This is a genomic window from Verrucomicrobiales bacterium (genome assembly GCA_016793885.1).
In the GTDB taxonomy this organism is placed as follows: domain Bacteria; phylum Verrucomicrobiota; class Verrucomicrobiia; order Limisphaerales; family UBA11320; genus UBA11320.
Genome location: JAEUHE010000107.1, coordinates 39742 through 57079 on the forward strand (window position 1 = coordinate 39742; position 17338 = coordinate 57079).

The window sequence follows — 17338 nt, forward strand, 5'->3', positions numbered from 1 at the left end:
GCTGGGCAACGACGGCCTTTCTCACTTTGTCGGCAAGGCCCGAACCCGCAGGGTTCAAAGAAATTTAGCCGGGGGTGCTCGCACCCCCGGAACTGTTAAAAGTACGGAGCATCGCGTAGCGATGCCACTGGCTTCTGAGACTTGCGTCAACCGCTTCAAGGAACCTAATCACTTCGTCAGCCCATTGGCCGACGGGTGGCACGCCTTTCAGGGTGCTGTTTATTGGGGGGCCGACAGACCGGGGGTGTCGCTGCGCTCCACGCCCCGGATCATCTCTTTGAACCCGCAGGGTTCTCGGCTTCGGCATCAGGACCTCACGCGAACACGTGAGGATCCCCTGCAACTTGTCTAGCGCCCATTCTTGGAGGTAATGCTGAGAACACGTTCCCGCTCACTTGATCAAGAATCCGGCCTCAGCCCAGTTCGCAAAATCCTCCCGACTGCCATCCCCGGCGTCCATCGCGGCCAGAGTAATGATCTTGGATCCAGGCGGGATGGGAACATCGAAGCGCCACGCCAATGACAATACCCGCATCACTGGGCTGGCGGCAGCTTCCTTCCCGTCGATGAAAACCTTAAAGACCACGCTTTGATGCATCGCCAGGTTGGAGCCGTTGCTCACACGAACCAAGTTCTCGTCCCCGCCCGCCAACCCGACGAACCGCCGATACTCCGGCTTCAATTCGTACGTAAGCGCGCACGGGGCATGCACGCCCATTCCGCGCGTGTAGACTTGGCGGTTGATGCGGAGCTCCTGTCCTAGGTTGGACCTGTCCTTCTGGGGCGGCCTGGTCTGTCCTGAATAGCGAACCGTTCCCCCATAAGTATGGCCAAATCCAACACTTCGAATCGGCTGCAGATCCCCGATCAAGACATCGGGCGCCGGAGGAAACGGCCCGAGGTGAGCAAAGCTGGCCTCCGATTCCGAGCAGACCGCCTTGCCTTGGCGAAACGCAGAAGCTCGGAGTTCGGTGCTGGAAGAAATCACGAAGGGCTTTTCGTAAAGGGTGGAGCCAGGCCCTGGCGCGCTTCCATCCAGGGTGTAACGGACCTCCGCACCGGGTTGCAGTGGCGTGGTCAAGGTCACCGTGACAGATTGCTCGAACAGATGCGGACGATGCCGGGTTCCCCACGGGGTGACGCGCACCGGATCGAGCACCCATCCCCGATCCCAAAGACCAAGACCCAGCAACTCCTGCTCGAAATGAATGGTGGCCGCCAGATGTTTCTCAAAGTGTTCCACGACCTGCTCGGTGTTCAAGTCAGGTGTGAAATTTCGGGTGGGGTCATAGCCTGGGTGAGCGTCCGTCATGTCGCGAGCGAGCACACATTTAAGCCCGGCCGACTTCATGGCCCGCAATCCCATGGGCTTGCCTAGCAGGCAGACCTGGGTGTGAAAGCCGACGTAGATGAGATGGGTGATGCCCTGCTGCTGACAAATCGCATACACCTCCGCCTGCGTATCAGGCATCCAATCCGCACCGCCCAACTTCAAAGCCGGGTGCATGCCATCCCATCCGTAATTCCCGGCGCAGCGTTCTTTTCCACAAGCACACCCGCCAGCGTCCGGAACCGGAGGACAGGTCACATTCATGACATTCGGAACGACTACCTTGGGCAGCGCAAAAACGGCCTCGCGTTGCGCATATCCGGCATAGTTCTCAACCACGTCACTCGGACAGAGCATGACGGTCATCCCGAGAGACCGGGCCGCCTCCAATGCCCGGTTGATCCGCGGCACAATTGCATCCACGCGCATGGTCGCCGTCTTGCACCAATGATAGTTCCATACGTCGACCGCGATGACCCCGATGCGCCGGCTGTCAACCCGCTCGCGCGTCAAAATAACTTTCCCAGTCTCCGGGTCCCGTGTTTGCAGCGTGAGTTCGATCTCCCGCGCCGCCCCGATTTCCGGCAGCAGCGACATCAGGCCGAGCAAAATAAACACCCAGGACCTCTGAGAGCGCGCAGCGGAAGCGATCAGGTGCAGAAATGGCATGGACGGCACCATAATCGGGGCGCACGGGTAATCGAGGAAAAAGAGAACCTGGGGGAGCGGTGGGATATCAATGACCTCCGGCGGAGCCGGAGTTATGGCGGAGGGTGAGCCGCTCAAAGCGGCTCCTTGTTGCCACCACGGCCGACTCATCGATGCTCTGCCGTGGGAAGCCATGCCCCCACTACCGCGCGCAGCGTCTCGTCACGGCGGTAGGGAGAGACTTGATCGAGGATCGATCCGACTAAGTTTATGGTTCCGTTTTCCGTCGAGCCCTATTCAAGGTCTTGGTTCCTCATCGCGTATTCGGCGACGCGACTAAGCCACGGCCCGGTGGCAGACCGAACGAAGCCCGTCAATGACTGCGGAATGGCGCTCAGCTTCTCCGCCAGGCGGCCACCATTCAGTCAGTTGCTGCAGGACGGTAACTAACATCGTCTCCACATCCCAGCCACGCAGCGAAGGAGGTAAATCCAAAAGTTCCCGCACACGATCGATCTGAACCGATAGCTTGTCCTGATCGGCCTTGGGATCCGAGCTGAGGGCCGTTACTTTGAATGCGAAGTCGGTCAACCGAATGATCTCGTCCTCATAGGTGAATGGGGCCGCGGTGATGAGATAGGAAGGGCATTCGGACAGACAGCTGCTGAGGACGCGCGGAAGTCGACCGGCGATGAAGAGGTGCTGGCTCAGTTCGAGAGGAGCGAGCCCGAAAATCGCCACGTAGCGTTCGTCGTCATCCAAGGCGACGGCCAAGGATCGCGCTTCGGCAGCGTCCTCCCGAACAATTCCGGCCAGCATCAGGCGGCTGTAGTTTCGGAGGATGGCGCAGACCATTCCGAGCTCAGAATCACAAGGCGCCTGGCGCCGCGCCAGTTCGCGAACCAGCAACCCGCTCGCCAGCGCCAGCGCCTCCGCGTCCCGCTGGGCTAACGCGGAGACCTGCAATCGAAAACACCGCTCCACCATCAACGAGAGAGCCAGCCGGGAGACCCGGTCCAGGCCCACGTTCGCCACGGCGCTTTCCGGGCTATCAATCAGCGTCCCTTGCGGGTTGTACGCCACCAGGTTGACCGTCTGCTTCATCAGGGGCCAGATGCCACCGTCGAAAATGATGTGGGCCAGGGACTCGACCGAATCAGGTCGGGAGGGCGAAATCAAGCCGAGCAACGCGCGTAGTGACTCCGCGCACTCGTCACCGCAGTGATCCAAACGCCCCCGCAGGTGCTCGAGAGCGTGAGTTGGCGTGAAGGTGGATGGCATGATGGTTCAAAGTGCGGCCGAGCTCGACAAGGAATTGGAGGAACTTTAAGTCCCCAATGCCACGAACAAGCTATCGGCACCTTCACGCGACGCTGAAGCCTTCGGCCGGATCACCGCCCTTGCTATGTAAAAAAAGAAAAGCGGCGCGCTGCATCACGCGCCGCTGGTAGGTTTCGAGGTGGATTGTTTGCTCCTGAGAAGCTGCAGGCCGGGAAAGAGTCAGCTCAATCCCAGCCCGCCACAGGAGCGCTCCTTAGAGAATCATGGATGAGCGTCTCAAGCGACCAGAGGTTCTGACGGCGCAACCGAGACCGCCACCTCTCGTTTCAGAACTGCCTCCAACGCCTGCTCAATTCGGGCGCGCGCCTCCTCGGACAGAGCGAAGCCGGGCTCGTTCCAGAAGAGCTCGCTCAAGGAGGCCTCCGCGGGCTCGATGGGCTGGGACGGAACCAGCTGGCAGAGGGAAGCGTGATGCCCCGACGCCGCTGCGGGCTGCATGCTGGGCTTGGGAGTAATCCAGCGCCCTTTCGGATAAGCATTGAATGAAGGATTCATACCGTCGGCTCAGTTGATTTAGCTCAAGCGATCGTCATTTCGATCGTCGCGCTATCCTTAGCCCACCCTTCCCCATTCCGACAATACGACTTAAGTGGTATCTGGCCGTGCCCCGGTCAGGCCCCGCCCCGGGTGGCGGCATACGCGGCCAAGGCGTCAGCCCGGGCGGTGGCATGTTCCACCATCGGACGCGGGTAGGTCTTGCCCAAGACCACGCCCAGGTCGCGAAGCTCGGCGGCGGGCGCGGCCCAAGGCTGATGGATCCAGTGGGCCGGTAGCCGAGCGAGCTCGGGAACCCAAGTCCGCACGTAAGTTCCCTCAGGGTCGAATTTCTCGCCCTGGCTGACCGGATTGAAAATGCGGAAGAATGGTGCGGCGTCCGCGCCGCAGCCAGCCGTCCACTGCCACCCCAGGGTATTGCTCGCCAGATCGGCGTCCACCAAGGTATCCCAGAACCAGCGGGCCCCCTCCTGCCAAGGCAGCAGGAGATGCTTGACCAGAAAAGAAGCCACCACCATGCGGACGCGATTATGCATCCATCCCGTCTTCCAAAGCTGACGCATGCCGGCATCCACCAAAGGATAGCCGGTTTGGCCCCGCTGCCACGCGCGTAGCGCAGCAGCATCGGGACGCCAGGGAAAGCGCGAGAACTCCGGCCGCAACGGGGCAAGGGGCGTGTCAGGAAAGTGGTACAGCAGGTGAAACGCGAATTCGCGCCAGCCCACCTCCGTCAAAAACCTCGATTCCTGCCACTGCGTCGAGGAAGTCCCCGACGCCGCTGCGATCGCCGCCGCAGCGAGCCAGATCTGTCGCGGGCTGATTTCTCCGAAGTGCAAATGTGGGGAGAGGCGCGATGTCCCCTCCCGGTCAGGGCGGTCCCGATCGTGGGCGTAGGCCCCCTCCCGTTGACTTAGGAACTGGTTCAGAAGCGCCTGTGCCCCCCGCTCGCCTGGAGACCAAACGGGGGTAAAACCTGCGGCCCAATCGATCCTGGGCTCGAGTCCCAGGTCCGTGATCGTCAGGCTTTGAACCGGCCGATCCACGGGAACTAGGGAGGCCGGAGGCCGTAGTGCCGCCGGCGGTTCCAGTTCCGACCGACATGCGCGCCAGAAGGGGGTGAAGACCTGATACGGCCCTCCGGTCTTCGTCTTGACCGTCCATGGTTCCCGAAGCAGCGACCCGTTAAAGCTTTCCGCTTCGATGCCCAAGGCCCTCAACCCTTCCTTGACCCCGCGATCGCGCGCGATGATCGCGGGTTCATACCGTCGATTCCAAACGACCGCCGTCGCGCCCGTCTCCCGAACCAGTTGACGGAGAACTTCCAAAGCCAAGCCTCGTCGCACGATCAAGGGGGTGCCCAAACTCACCAGGGATTGACGGAGCGAACCCAGGGACTGATGCAGCCACCATTTCGAAGCACCCCCCAGGGGCCACTCGCCTTCTTCTTCCGGACCCCAGATAAACACGGGAAGAACTGAACCGCCTCGCTGGGATGCGGCATAAATTGCCGGGTTATCCGTGAGACGAAGATCCGTCCGGAACCAAACGATCGTTGTATTGTTTCGAGTCACCGGGTTCATAGATAGCGAGGAGGTTCGGTTCGGCAACCTTTTCTAGTAGGGGGGCAAGGGGTGTGATGAGTTCCGAGATGCGATGTGCCTCCTTAAAAGCTTGGGATGAGAATTGCAAAATCGCGTCGCGGAGCCCCTGACCGGGGTCGTTACCAGACTGTCTCATTTCGCGGCGGCAGTCTATTTTCACTGGCGTCTTCCCCGGAAATCCTTTACACTTCGTCCATGTTGCGCATCGGTATCTGCTTCAGATCGCCCCGAGTCCTAGGAGCAATGGTGCTCGCCGTCTGCTTGACTGCGAGTATTAACCTGGCCGAGGGTCAAACCACCAAGGTCCCCGAAGTGCCGCCCTTGCCCTTCCTGACCGCCGGATCACAGCCGACCACGAGTTCGGTCAGAACCAATCGCACGGCTTTGACACGTCCAGCCGCGCCCGCGCCTTCGTTAGGTAGCGGCCCGATTCCTTATCTCGGGCTCCCCGCTTCCGGTCCTACGGTTGGCCCCAAGCCTCCGCTTGCTCCGACTCCGCCGCGCACCTATAGCGCAGTGCCCGCCACTCCGCCCCCGCCGTTGCTTCCTCCGAACAGTCTCTCGTGGGATTCGGAGTCGAAGGAGCATCAGGCCAAGATCGGGGAAACCAACGCGCATTTTACGTTTTGGCTCACCAATGTCTGCGATAAAGAGGTGCTGGTGAACTCGGTGAGGACCTCCTGCGGCTGCACCGTGGCGAAACTGCCCGAGACGCCCTGGCGGATCGCTCCCGGAAGCAACGGGCCGATCATGGTCACCGTCGATCTGCGCGGCAAGCGCGGCAAGCTTACCAAGACGGTCACGGTGGACACGACCGCCGGGATCAAGTCGCTCCTGGTCGCTGCTCTCATTCCCGCAGATCCAAACATGGACCCAGCGATGAACCGGTCCCAGAACATGCAGTTGGCTTTGGCGGATCGTCAGGTCGTGTTCCGGGGCGACTGCGCCCGCTGCCACGTCGAACCCACCCGCGGCAAGATGGGCAAAGAACTGTATGCCAATGCGTGCGGAATTTGTCATGAAGCCGAACACCGCGCTTCGATGGTGACGGACCTGAAGACTCTCAAGCACCCCACGAATCTGGAGTATTGGACCCACTGGATCAAGGAAGGCAAACCGAACTCGCTCATGCCTGCGTTCGCTCCTGAACATGGGGGCCCGCTGACCCACGACCAAATCAAGTCGCTCGCGGAATGGCTGACGGAGAATTATAAGGGCAATGTCGCTGCCACCGCCGGATCGGCGTCGGCTGCGCCCGCGTCCACTCCCACACCCGCGGCAACCCCGGCGACCCCTTCGGGCCTGAAGCTTCAATAAGCACAATCGCTCTCCGCGAGGGCCGCCAAACCATCGTCCCCATTTACCCCAAAACCGGGATTGGATTAACCACTGATTTCGCGGATGACACGGATCAAGAGGGCGTTGGTACAATCTTGAGCACGAGTTCGCGCTGCCTGTCAGGGTGATGAGGGTCTTCTTTCCAAGTCTTTGCGGATCCGTGTCATCCGCGCGATCCGTGGTTCCCATTCTCCGTTTTAGGATTCCCAATGCTTCGCAGGACATCGAGCCTCCTTGGAAGGCTCTGGCCTTCCATCACTCCATCACCAAGCTCCCCTGTCCCGGGGCCGACACCCCACCCGCCCGTTCCAGTGTGACCTTGAAGGAAGTAACCGCTTTGACTGGCTGGCTGCAGAGGTAAGTGGCGGTGACGTGTCCTTCAGCGTCGGATTTGAGTAATCCCCCGCTGACCACGCGACCATCGTCGGTGAAAAGCCACAATTGGTAATCCCGATCGGCCGGCACGGGGAGTTGCTCGACCAGCACCGTTCCCTTTTGATCGCGTGCATCCCAGGACACTGCCCCAACGGCTGAAAGTCCCGACTCGGGTCGAGATCGAAGCACCGCCAGGTAGGTGGTTTGGGTGGAGGGAAGGGTAGAAAGCCCAGTTCCTGGCAGAACGTCCGGAGTTCCGGGCGGAGTGTCCAGGCCTCCCGTCCGAGTCGGATCTTGAGGGTCGTTGCCAATCACCGTGCCGCTGTTTGACCGTCCAGGCCCGGTCGCCGCGGCGGCCGCCTCCGTCTTTTCCCGCTGGATCTGCTTCACTCTCTCCAAATAGCGGGTCTCGGTGGCCGCCTGGTGCTTTAACTGATCCGCCGCCTGCTGCAGGATCTTTTGAGTGAACTCGTTGCGCTGCTGGCGCGCCTCGGTCCGTTGCTCCTCGATCCGTTTTTCCGATTGCTCCAACCGGCTCAGCTTATCCGCCAAGTCGACTTCCAGCTGATGAACACGATCGCGCTGAGCCTGATTCTTCGAAGCCAAAACCACGCAGTAAAACAGAAAGCAAGCCGCCATCGCCCAGGGAAGCATCTGAACCCAGAGAGAGGAAACTCCCGATGACGGAGCGACAGGCACAACCGCGGCGGCCCGATTCTCGACTTCCCGAAGCAGGCGGGCGCGCAAGGTCGGCGGGGGAGTGCGACGGGGCAACGCCGCCGCCAGTGCATCCACGGAAAGCCGCAGCTGCTTCACGAGCAACTGCACCTCCAGATTGGATCTCAACACCTGTTCGAACTGAGCCGCCTCAACGGCCGGCAGTGCCCCCGCCACATATAAACTGGCTTGTTCCTTGAGGTGCTCGTCAATCATAACCAATCTCCAAGCGTCTCCCTCAACTTGAGCATTCCTCGCCGAATGCGGGCTTTAATGGTTCCCAGCGGCTGACCCAGCTGCTCGGATATTTCATTCTGTGTCTGGCCACCCAGGAAGGCCATCTCGATGGCTTGACGCTGCTCCAGTGGTAGCTCCTCGAGGGCTTTGCGGACGAGCAAGGATCGTTCGCGCTGGTAAACCTCACGTCCGGCATCCGGAGCATAGGTGGGAGCCGACAGCGCGGTTTCAGTTGTCTCCGCGACGAACTCATACCGACGCCTCATGCTTCGCAGGCGGTCAATGGCTCGATTGCGAGTCAGCGTCAGCGCCCAATTGAAAGGCCGTCCTAACTGGCTGTCATAGGTCCCAGCTTTGTCCCAAATCTGGAGGAAAACCTCCTGAAGCACATCTTCGGATTCCCGGCTGTCATTCAAAATTCGCATCACCGTTGAATACAGGACGCCAGACAGACGGTCGTAGAGCTCTGCGAAAGCAACCTTGTCCCCTAAAGCGACTCGGCGCAGCAGCTCCACATCCTCATCCGATCGATTCGAATCCAGATCTGATTTCAAGTGGCGACGGGTGATACCGTCCCCGGGAGGCTTTCCAGTCCTCTCGGAAACATCATCGCCCCGGTTGTGTAGCAGACCGCATTCCATCTCACAAGTGGTCTCGCATTCAAGTTACTGCCCTCCGTGGGCCAATGATGCCTGAGAGACGGTTCCACGCCGTCGAACCGCTCCATCGACACTCTTTACGTTACAAAAGGCTGAATGGATGCATGCGCTGATCGCCCCCCCCGAATTAATTCTTCAATACCAGCCCGTTACATCCGTCGCGGACGAGTCCGACGGGCAGCCGGCAGGCCTCCCCGGCCCCAGGGCCAAAAAAAGAGGCGGCCGAAGCCGCCTCTTTTGAAAACTAACTCGGTGTCGGAGCTCTAATCAGCTGGAGAGGGCTCCCGAAGCCGGGGCGCTCTGTTCAAACTTCAGCTTGTCATTCTCCACGGTGACCCTGATCGGTTCAGCACCCTGGATCGTCCCTTTCAGGATCTCCTCGGCCATGGGGTCTTCCAGGTAACGCTCTACCGCGCGCCGCATCGGACGGGCACCATAGGTGGGATCAAATCCCTTCTCGACCAGGAAGTCTTTGGCTTTCTCATCCAGAACGAGCTTCAAGTTCTTCGCTTTCAACCGGTCCACCACCTTCACCACTTCCAGATCCAAGATCTGGATAAGATCCGGCTTGGTCAGCTGGCGGAAGACAATGACGTCGTCGAGACGGTTCAGGAACTCCGGGCGAAACGCCTTCTTGGCCTCGTCCAGAATCTTCTCCCGCATCTTCTCGTAATTCGCTTCGTCGCTCGTCGGAGCAAAACCCATGCTGCTCTTCTTAATGGTCTCCGCACCCACATTGGAAGTGAGCAGGATGACGGTGTTCCGGAAGTTGACGACTCGACCGATATTGTCGGTGAGTTTGCCTTCTTCCAGGATCTGCAGCAGCATGTTCATGACATCCGGATGCGCCTTCTCGATTTCGTCGAAAAGCACCACCGAATACGGCCGTCGCCGCACTTGCTCCGTGAGCTGGCCACCTTCTTCGTAGCCGACATATCCCGGCGGTGAGCCCACCATGCGCGATGCGTTGTGCCGCTCCATGTACTCCGACATGTCCAGCTGGATCAAAGCTTTGCTATCGCCAAACATCGACTCCGCCAACGATTTGGCCAGCAGGGTCTTGCCGACACCCGTCGGTCCCAGCAAGGCGAAGGTACCGATCGGACGCCGCGGGTCCTTCAAGTCGGCCCGGGAGCGTCGCAACGCGCGGCAGATGGCGGACACGCCCTCGCGTTGACCTATCACCACCCGCTCCATCTCCTTCTCCATATCCAGGAGACGCTGGGCCTCGCCCTGCTCCATCCGCTTCAGGGGAACACCCGTCCATTTGGAAACAACTTGGAGGATATCCTCCTCGTCGACCTTGACCCGCTTCTCCTCGCGGCTGGCTCTCCAGGCGGCAAGAACAGACTCCTGTTTCTCCTTCGCCTGCTTTTCCTTATCCCGCATGGAGGCGGCAGCTTCGAAGTCTTGATCCTTGATCGCCTTTTCCTTGCGAACCTTGATCTCTTCGATCTCGCCTTCGATGTCTTTAAGCTCCGGAGGCCGCGTCATGGCGCCAATCCGCGCCCGTGAGCCCGCTTCGTCCATCAAATCAATGGCTTTGTCCGGCAGATAACGGTCGGTGATGTAGCGATCGGAATAGCTCACGGCTGCCTCAACGGCGGCATCCGTGATCTCCGCCTTGTGATGCTCCTCGTACTTCGGCCGCAGACCTTTAAGGATCTGCACGGCTTCCTCGATCGACGGAGCCTCCACCTTGACACTTTGGAAACGACGTTCCAGAGCGGCATCCTTCTCGATGTATTTGCGATACTCGTTGAGGGTAGTCGCACCGATGCACTGCATCTCTCCGCGGCTCAGCGCCGGCTTGATGATGTTCGAGGCATCCATGGTGCCTTCGGCGGATCCAGCCCCAACGATGGTATGAAGCTCATCGATGAAGAGAATGATGTTCTTGGCGCGTCGGATCTCATCCATCACGGCCTTGATTCGCTCCTCGAATTGTCCGCGATATTTCGTCCCCGCCACCATGAGCGCCAAATCCAGGGTCACAACGCGCTTCTCGCGCAGGATCTCAGGCACGTTCCCTTTGGCGATCTCCTGCGCCAAACCTTCCACAATGGCAGTCTTGCCAACCCCAGCCTCACCAAGGAGGACCGGGTTGTTCTTGGTGCGTCGGCACAGGATCTGAATGACGCGCTCAATCTCGTTCTTGCGCCCGATGACCGGATCCATCTCGGCCTTGCGCGCAATCTCCGTAAGGTCACGGCCGAACGCCTTCAAAGCGGGCGTCTTCACGTCGCTCTTCTTCTCGGTGCCACCTTTCTCGGGGGCAGGATCAGCTCCGCCGGGAGCCTCTTCCTGGGCAGCAAAATTGGGGTCCAGCTCCTTGAGGATTTCCTGGCGTGTCTGCTCGATATCCACATCCAGATTCTTGAGCACTCGGGCCGCAACACCATCGCCCTCGCGCAGGAGGCCGAGCAAGATATGTTCGGTTCCGACGTAGGTATGGTTCAGCTGCTTGGCTTCCTTGGCCGCAAGGGCCAGGACCTTCTTGACCCGCGGGGTGTACGGGATATTTCCGATCATCTTCTGATCGGTGCCGGTGCCCACTTGCTTCTCAACCTCCATCCGAACCGTCTCGAGATCCAAGCCTAGCTTCTGCAGAACGTTCACCGCAACGCCCTGGCCCAGCTTGATCAGGCCCAGAAGAAGATGCTCAGTCCCTACAAAGTTGTGGTTGAATCGGTCCGCCTCCTTGCGCGCCAAGGCGAGCACCTGCTGGGCGCGAGGAGTGAAGTTGTTCATGGCGTCATCGCTCATACGTAAGGGAATAAATGCATCCGCAGAGTTTTTTGTCCAGTGAAGTCACTCTGACACTGTGACTGCGGCTTGGCTTCCGTCCGCAGACCCGGCCTCAGGAACCCCACTTATGCAGATCTAATCGTGAATTCCGTCCGAATGTTTAGCACGAATTTAGGTCCGTGCTGTTTTTGCTGTCTTCCGAGTTCCAGCCCGGGATCCAACGCGACCACCGCGCCTCCGTCCTAGGGAGGCACAGCCAACCGGTGCCGGTGGAGGCGCTGAACGGCAGCGACAGCTACTCCCCGCCCGGGGGCTTCTCAGCTACGGGAGGGGTCGCCGGCACCAATGGACTGGGCACCGGCCTCCGCACATTTCGCAACCGGTCGCGAAGCATGTCCGACCGCAGCAAATCGCGTTCATCGGCCCCCAGCTTCTCGGAAAATTGCTTCTGGAGATGCGCCGGCTGAGTGATGACGAACAGCTCATCCACCAGCGCGCGATCCAGGTCCGGGAACATGTTCAGATCCACTCCGAGACGCATCAGGGAGAGCAAATTCATCGTCTCCTTGGACGAGATGCTGTGCGCGTTGGCCAGGATGCCGTAGGCCCGGCCGATATGGTTGAACACGACCTTGGGCTTTTTCTCGAGCAAACCGGCCCGGGCGTTTTCCTCGTGCTCGATAATCTGAGCCAAAACCTTGTTGAGACGCTCCACGATCTCCGCCTCGGTCTCCCCGAGCGTTCGTTGGTTAGAAACTTGGAACACATTGCCCAAGGCCTCCGTGCCCTCGCCGTAGAGGCCACGCACCGCCAACCCCAGCTTGTTGACCGCCTGGATAATTTGGTTGATCTGCTCGGCCAGAACCAAGCCCGGAAGATGCAACATGGCGCTCACCCGAATGCCAGTTCCCAAATTCGTGGGACAGGCAGTCAGATACCCCAGCTGCGGGCTGAAGGCATACTCCAACTTACGCTCCAGCTTGGAGTCGACCTGATCAATCGCCATCCAGGCCTGCTTCAGCTGGAGGCCGGGCCGCAGGGCCTGCATGCGCAGGTGGTCCTCCTCGTTGATCATCACGCAGAGGGTTTCCTCCCGATTCAACACCACTCCGCTGCCGGCGCTCTTGGCCGCATGTTCGCGGCTGATCAGATGGCGTTCCACCAGGATCTGCTTGTCCATCTGGGAAAGGTTGTCCATGGACTGGGCGAAAACGTCCGCCATTTGTGGCAGACCTTCCACCGCGGGACGAATGGTCTCTAAGGCGCGCACTCGCTCAGCCTTCTTCGCCCAGCCTGGAAAGGCAAAGGCCTTCAAATTGCGAGCCAGCCGGACACGGCTGGACATGACGATCCGGCTGTGCGGCCCGTGCTGACGGGCGGCTTGATCGGGAGCGATTAGAAATTCGTGGAGATTCATGGCATGGAGCGTGCCCATCAAACCGTGGACAATTCAGACAACTTCTCGCGGGTCGACTTGATGTCGTCCCTGACCTGCGCCGCCAACTCGAAATTCTCCTCGGAGATCGCCTTATCTAGCTTCTTCTGCAGCTGCTTCAGCTTCTCGCCTAACTCCCGGGATTGCTGCAGGCTGTAGGGAACCTTCCCGACATGCTTAGTGCCCTTGTGCATGGTCTCCAGCAGGCTCTCCAAGCCCTCAGCGAAGGTACGATAACACTCCGCACAGCCGAGACGCCCGGCCTTCTTGAAGTCCGCCTGGGTGAAGCCGCACTGCGGGCAGCGCACCTCGCCACTCGCCTGCTCCATCTCCGTGGAAGCGCCCAGGCCACAGAGGAGGTCGGCCAGCGAGAAGCCAGTAGGGTCGTTGACACCCTTCTTCTTGGCGCATTCCTCGCACAGATCAACCTTCTGCATCTTGTCCCCGGTGATCTGAGTGAGATGCACCGTCGCTTGCTTTTCTTTGCAATAGCAGCAGATCATAAAGCTACCCGTATATCGGCTCTGCGCCGGGAGGAGTCAAGACCCTGTTTGTGGGGAATTTCAACGGCACTCACGATCATAAGATAACCCATCCTGTGATTTCCACCAGCCCAGCTTCGGACGGAGGTTCGGGTCGGCGCTGCGACCCGTAAACGCCGCCCGGGCAAGTCATGCCAAGGGCTCGCCAGTCCGGTTGGCAAGTTCGTGAAAACGTTGAAGCAGCTGCCGCGTCAGAGGCCCCGGCTGGCCCTTCCCGATCACGCGACCGTCCACCTTTACAACGGGAATGACCTCGGCAGCCGTCCCGGTCAGAAAGCACTCGTCGGCGTTGTAGACATCGTACCGGGTCAAATTCGGTTCACCCACTTCCAATCCGCTCTGCCGCGCCAAGTCCATCACGACATTTCGCGTGATGCCATAAAGCGCGCCCGCAGACAACGGGGGAGTCAACAACTGACGGCCCTTGATGATGAAGATATTGTCGCCCGTGCACTCCGCCACATAGCCCTCGGAGTTAAGCATGATCGCTTCCTCCACACCCGCGTTGTTCGCCTCAATCTTCGCCAGGATGTTGTTAAGGTAGTTCAGCGACTTGATGGCCGGATTCACCGCATTGTGCAGATTGCGGGTGGTGGCCACCGTCACGATCGCCATGCCGTCGTCATACATCTCTTGGGGGTAAAGCTTGATTTTACCGGCGATGACAATGACGGAGGGACGCTCGCATCGATTGGGATTCAACCCCAGGGTGCCGACGCCCCGGGTCACCACCAACCGGATATAACCCTCGCGGAGCTTGTTGCGTCGACAGGTATCCACGACAGCCTTCATCATCGCTTGATGAGACATCGGGATCTCCAGGAGAATCGCCTTGGCGGAACAAAAGAGGCGGTCGATGTGTTCCTTCAGTTTGAACACCCGCCCATTGTAGGCCCGAATGCCCTCAAAAATCCCGTCTCCATAGAGCAGGCCATGATCGAACACCGAGATCTTGGCGTTCTTCTCGTCGTAGAATTTGCCGTCGATAAACACTTTCATGCGCAAAGTGTTGCGAACGTAAGGCAATTCTGCCGAAAGGCGCAACCGATTTCCTTAAACCTACGGTGGTTCTGGGGGATGGGCTCTGGCGGAGGGCCCATGTGCGCCTGGCAGAGCTGATCGTTTTAATCTCGTTGAGCCCATGACTGCCCCAGGCGCCGCAATTTTTGGCTAGCTCGCGCGGCCCAGGAAGAGTTTAAGTAGAGAGGAAATCCGCTGGGACACGAAAACCCAGGCGGATAGTCTCGCGGCCCGGCAGTGCGTGTCGCGGGCGCAGAGAGAAAAAGCTCAGAGCACGTCCAGACACCCAATCAGAACCCCACACCCATGAAAACAACCCCGCTCTTCCGCCGAGTTCCCCTGGTGACAGCCCTCCTGGCCAGCGTCGCTTTCATCTCCGAGGGAGCCACCCTCCAGCTGACCCCTTCCCGGGACACTTCGTTGATGGAGACTGTTCCCGACAACAACACCGGCGCCATGGTGAACCTGGTATCCGGGTCCGTCGCCAATGGCAAAAAGACGCGGGCTCTCATCCGCTTCGACGTTTCCGGGGCGCTTCCCGATGGAGCAGTGATCGAAAGCGCCACTCTGAAACTGACCGTGCTCAAAGCGCCTCCCGGTACCGTCTCTCCCGCTTCCCGTTTTGGACTGCACCGGGTGCTGGTCGATTGGATCGAGGGTTCCAAAGGCGGGGGCAATACCGGAGGCCGGGGAACCGATGGGGAACCCACCTGGACCATGCGCAGCGTCGGAAGCGAACCCTGGAGTGGGCCCGGCGGCGCGCTGGATGATGTCGAGTTTGCCTCCGCTGTCAGCAGTGACATCGAGATGGATCTCCCCGGAGACTACACCATCGAGAGCACCGCTGCCCTGGTGGCGGACGTGCAGTCCTGGATCTGCCGCCCCGACTCCAACTTCGGTTGGGTTCTGGTGAGCAACCGCGAGGAGGCCGGGGCTACCGCCCGAAGACTGGGCTCCAAGGAATCCACGCCGGATCAGGTGCCCACCTTAACTCTCACCTACTCCATCTCCAGCCCCGAGATCCGCATCACCAAACTCGAGCTCAACGAGGGATCCTTGGTGCTGGGCTGGACCGGCAATGCGTCGGAATACCAGCTCCAACAGCGCAGCTCGATCGACGGACCTTGGACAGACCTCGGCGCCCCCGTGGGATGCGAACGGACCACGCGAATTCCCACCTCGGAACGGGCCGCCTTTTTACGAGTCGTTAGCCGCTGATTTGGCTGGCGAGGTCTTCCGACGGATAGGTCCAGATCTCTGCGAGTGTCGGATGGTAGTGCGGCACGGCTGCCAGCTGCTGCACTGTCATTCGGGCCGCCATGGCCACCACAATCTCGTGGATCAAATCACCGCCGCCCGGACCGACACAGGCACCGCCCAGGATTTCACCGGTCTTGGGATCCGCCAGCAATTTCACGTGCCCGTCCAACGCCTCCATGATCAAGGACTTTCCGTGATCATTGAACGGATAGCTCGCCGCCAGATAGGCGATACCACTTCGGCGGGCCTCCTCCTCTGTCAACCCGACGGTCGCCACCTGCGGATCTGAAAACACCACGAATGTCAGGAGCCGATAGTCCATTCGTTTCGTCGGTGCCGGGGCCAGCAGGTTGGCTCCGGCCACCTCTCCCTGGGTCACCGCGAGATGCACCAGCTCGTAGGGCCCGGTGCAATCGCCGGCCGCAAAGATGTGCGGAGCCGAGGTCTGCATGGTGTCGTTGGTCACGATGCGCCCGCGTTCCAGTTTCACACCGGCGGCTTCCAGGTTGAGGTGAGCCGTGTTGGGCGCACGCCCCAGACCGTTGAAGATCTCCTCGGCTTGAATCCGACGACGCTGGCCCTCGTGCTCAAACTCCACATACTTCCCCTGCCCGTCCTGACCAGCGTCCAACAGCCGAGTTCCGGTATAAACCTGGATGCCTTCCTTACGGAAAACCGACTCGACCACGGCTCCCGCATCGGGGTCAAAATCCTTGAGCAAGCGACTGGAACGCTGGACCACGCTCACTTGCACTCCGAATCGACCAAAGAACTGGGCAAACTCGATGGCGACCGCTCCCCCCCCTAACACCACCATCGACTTGGGTAACTGCTTAAGCTCGAGTGCCGCATCGCTGTTAAGGCAATCGGCCTGGTCCAGTGCCGGCAAGGGAGCCGGAGCCTGAACAGAGCCGGTGGCTATCACAAACGCTCGAGCGCGCAGGGTGCCCGCCGGTCCCAAGTCCAGCGTGTGCGGGTCCAGAAAACGAGCGGGCGCCCGCAGCAGCCGGAACTTCCCCTCCGTCAATTGTTGTTGGCGATAGGCAGCGAAGTCGCCGATCAGGCGATTTTTCCGCTCCATTACCCGCGCAAAATCGTAGCCTACCTCCCCCGCGCGCAGTCCCCATACCTGGCTACGCTGCATTTGGTGATAGACCTCCGCGGCATGAAGCAGCGCTTTGGTGGGCATGCAGCCCCGAAGAATGCAGAGCCCGCCAAGCTGAGCGGCACCGTCTACCACTGCGGTGGTGAGACCTCGGCTCACCGCCGTCCGAGCCGCCGCGTAACCTCCGCTGCCGCCGCCGATAATCGCCACATCCACTTCAATTGCTGCCATAAGCCACAGCCTGAAAAGAAGCGGACCGAGGAGCAATCCGAAAAGTCGTCGCGGGATGCGGAGAGGTGTGCTTTTTCCGAGTGAGGCTTGGTCTTCTGTACGGAGTTCCGCCTTTAGCCCAATCCATGCAGTCGTTCAGCACGCGTTTGCTTGATTTTTTTGCGAAATCCTTCGTTGTTCGTCGCTTACGTATTTCGCTCAATACGCTCGCTCCTCACGCCTCGGTTTTCGCAAAAACCTGCTGCGCAACCGCATG

The 17338-nt window shown here is 60.0% G+C and carries 13 protein-coding genes; 2 read left to right on the plus strand and 11 right to left on the minus strand.

Annotated features, from left to right (window positions below; genetic code table 11):
• Nucleotides 1–391: 391 nt before the first annotated feature.
• The 4 genes from JNN07_12465 to JNN07_12480 all read right to left on the minus strand — a co-directional run bounded on the left by JNN07_12465 (nucleotide 392) and on the right by JNN07_12480 (nucleotide 5394).
• Nucleotides 392–1999 (minus strand): NPCBM/NEW2 domain-containing protein, encoded by a 1608-nt coding sequence (locus JNN07_12465; protein ID MBL9168548.1) that lies wholly within the window; start codon nucleotides 1997–1999, stop codon nucleotides 392–394.
• Between the two features lie 315 nt (nucleotides 2000–2314).
• Nucleotides 2315–3259 carry an HDOD domain-containing protein gene (locus JNN07_12470; GenBank protein MBL9168549.1) on the minus strand — a complete coding sequence of 315 codons (945 nt, stop codon included), beginning with the start codon at nucleotides 3257–3259 and terminating at the stop codon, nucleotides 2315–2317.
• Nucleotides 3260–3535: 276 nt separating this feature from the next.
• Nucleotides 3536–3814, minus strand: a complete 279-nt coding sequence (locus tag JNN07_12475; protein MBL9168550.1) for a hypothetical protein — start codon at nucleotides 3812–3814, stop codon at nucleotides 3536–3538.
• A 116-nt stretch (nucleotides 3815–3930) separates the two neighbouring features.
• A complete protein-coding gene (locus JNN07_12480; protein ID MBL9168551.1) occupies nucleotides 3931–5394 on the minus strand; it encodes a deoxyribodipyrimidine photo-lyase in 1464 nt (487 codons plus the stop codon).
• A 96-nt stretch (nucleotides 5395–5490) separates the two neighbouring features.
• On the opposite strand from JNN07_12480, the gene JNN07_12485 reads away from it, so the two are divergent.
• Complete coding sequence (locus JNN07_12485) at nucleotides 5491–6732, plus strand: DUF1573 domain-containing protein (GenBank protein ID MBL9168552.1); 1242 nt, start codon at nucleotides 5491–5493, stop codon at nucleotides 6730–6732.
• 276 nt (nucleotides 6733–7008) lie between these two features.
• Here JNN07_12485 and JNN07_12490 read toward each other — a convergent pair whose 3' ends face one another.
• The 6 genes from JNN07_12490 to ilvE form a co-directional block, all read right to left on the minus strand.
• Nucleotides 7009–8061, minus strand: a complete 1053-nt coding sequence (locus JNN07_12490) for an anti-sigma factor (GenBank protein ID MBL9168553.1) — start codon at nucleotides 8059–8061, stop codon at nucleotides 7009–7011.
• Nucleotides 8058–8636 carry a sigma-70 family RNA polymerase sigma factor gene (locus tag JNN07_12495; GenBank protein MBL9168554.1) on the minus strand — a complete coding sequence of 193 codons (579 nt, stop codon included), beginning with the start codon at nucleotides 8634–8636 and terminating at the stop codon, nucleotides 8058–8060. The genes JNN07_12490 and JNN07_12495 overlap by 4 nt, the downstream gene beginning before the upstream one ends.
• A 372-nt stretch (nucleotides 8637–9008) precedes the next feature.
• Entirely contained in the window at nucleotides 9009–11492 is a 2484-nt protein-coding gene (locus tag JNN07_12500; GenBank protein ID MBL9168555.1) for an ATP-dependent Clp protease ATP-binding subunit, read from the minus strand.
• 292 nt (nucleotides 11493–11784) lie between these two features.
• Nucleotides 11785–12906, minus strand: a complete 1122-nt coding sequence (locus JNN07_12505) for a protein arginine kinase (protein MBL9168556.1) — start codon at nucleotides 12904–12906, stop codon at nucleotides 11785–11787.
• Nucleotides 12907–12923: 17 nt separating this feature from the next.
• Nucleotides 12924–13427 carry a UvrB/UvrC motif-containing protein gene (locus JNN07_12510; protein MBL9168557.1) on the minus strand — a complete coding sequence of 168 codons (504 nt, stop codon included), beginning with the start codon at nucleotides 13425–13427 and terminating at the stop codon, nucleotides 12924–12926.
• 168 nt (nucleotides 13428–13595) lie between these two features.
• Nucleotides 13596–14465: a branched-chain-amino-acid transaminase gene (gene ilvE, locus JNN07_12515; GenBank protein ID MBL9168558.1), complete on the minus strand. Its 870-nt coding sequence runs from the start codon at nucleotides 14463–14465 to the stop codon at nucleotides 13596–13598.
• A gap of 327 nt (nucleotides 14466–14792) precedes the next feature.
• Between ilvE and JNN07_12520 the strand changes: the two genes are divergently transcribed.
• Nucleotides 14793–15704, plus strand: a complete 912-nt coding sequence (locus tag JNN07_12520; GenBank protein ID MBL9168559.1) for a DNRLRE domain-containing protein — start codon at nucleotides 14793–14795, stop codon at nucleotides 15702–15704.
• Here JNN07_12520 and JNN07_12525 read toward each other — a convergent pair.
• A complete protein-coding gene (locus JNN07_12525; GenBank protein ID MBL9168560.1) occupies nucleotides 15694–17082 on the minus strand; it encodes a dihydrolipoyl dehydrogenase in 1389 nt (462 codons plus the stop codon). The genes JNN07_12520 and JNN07_12525 overlap by 11 nt on opposite strands.
• Nucleotides 17083–17338 lie beyond the last annotated feature (256 nt).

Coding starts and splice junctions, on each gene's coding strand:
- JNN07_12465 (MBL9168548.1), bottom strand. CDS start 1,999: ATGCCATTTCTGCACCTGATCGCTTCCGCTGCGCGCTCTCAGAGGTCC.
- JNN07_12470 (MBL9168549.1), bottom strand. CDS start 3,259: ATGCCATCCACCTTCACGCCAACTCACGCTCTCGAGCACCTGCGGGGG.
- JNN07_12475 (MBL9168550.1), bottom strand. CDS start 3,814: ATGAATCCTTCATTCAATGCTTATCCGAAAGGGCGCTGGATTACTCCC.
- JNN07_12480 (MBL9168551.1), bottom strand. CDS start 5,394: ATGAACCCGGTGACTCGAAACAATACAACGATCGTTTGGTTCCGGACG.
- JNN07_12485 (MBL9168552.1), top strand. CDS start 5,491: ATGAGAATTGCAAAATCGCGTCGCGGAGCCCCTGACCGGGGTCGTTAC.
- JNN07_12490 (MBL9168553.1), bottom strand. CDS start 8,061: ATGATTGACGAGCACCTCAAGGAACAAGCCAGTTTATATGTGGCGGGG.
- JNN07_12500 (MBL9168555.1), bottom strand. CDS start 11,492: ATGAACAACTTCACTCCTCGCGCCCAGCAGGTGCTCGCCTTGGCGCGC.
- JNN07_12505 (MBL9168556.1), bottom strand. CDS start 12,906: ATGAATCTCCACGAATTTCTAATCGCTCCCGATCAAGCCGCCCGTCAG.
- JNN07_12510 (MBL9168557.1), bottom strand. CDS start 13,427: ATGATCTGCTGCTATTGCAAAGAAAAGCAAGCGACGGTGCATCTCACT.
- ilvE (MBL9168558.1), bottom strand. CDS start 14,465: ATGAAAGTGTTTATCGACGGCAAATTCTACGACGAGAAGAACGCCAAG.
- JNN07_12520 (MBL9168559.1), top strand. CDS start 14,793: ATGAAAACAACCCCGCTCTTCCGCCGAGTTCCCCTGGTGACAGCCCTC.
- JNN07_12525 (MBL9168560.1), bottom strand. CDS start 17,082: ATGGCAGCAATTGAAGTGGATGTGGCGATTATCGGCGGCGGCAGCGGA.